Origin of the sequence: Saccharibacter floricola DSM 15669 (assembly GCF_000378165.1) — a bacterium.
Taxonomy (GTDB): Bacteria; Pseudomonadota; Alphaproteobacteria; order Acetobacterales; family Acetobacteraceae; genus Saccharibacter; species Saccharibacter floricola.
In genome coordinates, this window is the sequence record NZ_KB899367.1 from 1 (window position 1) to 1,693 (window position 1,693).

The following is a 1,693-nucleotide window of genomic DNA, read 5'->3' on the forward strand; positions in this document are numbered from 1 at the left end:
GATGTCGGCGATGAGGAAGAGTATCAAGAACGCTTCAGAACAAAAAAAGACAACATCCTTGAGCGTCTCACTCAACTGATAGGCTTAACAGCAGAAGAAGCTGCCTCCCTTCCTATCGTCGCTGTTTCCGCAGCGCCAGATGATAAACCGATTAACGACTGGCTCAACGGCGATCAGGCGGAATATGAAGCCCTTTCTCATATGGCGTCATTGCGTAACGCCATTCATGCCATCGTTGAAAATCAAGGCGGATATGACATCCTTCGCCTCAAAGCCACGACAAGCACGATCCGTGATATTCTCTTCCAACCTCTTGATTTCGCAAAGACGCGAGGTCAGAAACTCCAAGAAGACTACGCTCAAACGGAAAAAAATGTTTCTCTGGAAAAGGCTCTCCTCGGAGAAGTGCCCGATAACGTAAAAATTGCCAGTGAGAGGACTCTTAAAGAGATCGAGTTACTTTTTAACCATCTTATTGACGATATTAGCAGCAGTACCCCAAAAACGCTGCAAGAAACACTCACGCGACGCCTTGGAGAAACAGGAGAAAAACTAAATGAGGAAATCACAAATATTTATAAAACAGAAGTACTTCCATTGAGACAAGATGCTAAACAAAAGATAAAGGAAATCTCATTCCAAGATATTCAAGATCTCTATCATAAATATTCCATGGACAAAAATATAGATATTGGAGTCGAAGGCACCTTCGCCATCTCTCGCTCTTTGGGCAATGATGCATGGGACAACACTCTCGACAGCCTCATAGGTTTTATGAAAAACGACCATATCCTTTCAACCCTAGAACAGTTTCTGGGGCTTGGAAAAGGAACAGCAGCCGGCGGTGCGGCTGGAGGCATCGGTTCTGCCGCCGCGAGGACCGTCAAAGAAACCGCAGAAGCGGCGGCCAAAGAAGCGGCCAAAGAAGCATCCAAACGGGGAACCAAAAAGGCCGCTAAAGAAGCCGCCAAGAAGGCCGCAGAAACTGCCCTCAAGCAAGCCAAATGGGCCGGTCATGTCGCGACTTTTATGCCACTCGTAGGTCTTGTTGCGGGCGCGGGGATGGACATATACAAAGACCACCATGCTTCAAAACAGGCCGAAGAATTCCAATCATGGAAACAAGACGTTACGTCTTGTTTGCGCGATGGGTATCGCACTGTCCGTCATCAGATGCAGATGGACCCGTTTCTCAAGAACAACTTTCCTTATTGGGAAGAATTTGTTGCTCTTGCGGCCACTCATCAAAAAGAGCTTGACGAAAAAAAGAACGAGATCACCCGTTGTGCAGATTGGCTCGCCCACGGCGAGGCTTTAGAGAAAGACTTTACCGCCTCTTGACCTCTCACAAAGAGATGACACTCTATGGATCGTCCTTCTCTCATCAAAGAGAGGGACGGTTTCTTTGTGGTTTCTGCGATTTTTTCTATTAACCGTAAACTGGCATATGTCCAAACACGAACACAACATATTCTAAAAATACACTATGTGGAGCATGACCAGAACAGTAGAATATCCTCCTATTCTCACGGGTAACTTAGGGCCTGTTGACAAAAATATTTTTGCATATGATGCCCTCCCTTATCATCGGAAAGGAAAGAGTGTATGCGCGGTGATTTAACAGACGCAGAATGGGCGATTATTGGTGAGCTTTTGCCGCCTGAGCGCGGTCGCTGGTCACGTCCAGCACACG

The 1,693-nt window shown here is 46.8% G+C and carries 1 protein-coding gene; it reads left to right on the plus strand.

Annotated elements, in window-relative coordinates; genetic code table 11:
* The first annotated feature begins 78 nt into the window (after window positions 1-78).
* Window positions 79-1,341: a LeoA/HP0731 family dynamin-like GTPase gene (locus F457_RS13155; RefSeq protein WP_281166801.1), complete on the plus strand. Its 1,263-nt coding sequence runs from the start codon at window positions 79-81 to the stop codon at window positions 1,339-1,341.
* The last annotated feature ends 352 nt before the right edge of the window (window positions 1,342-1,693 follow it).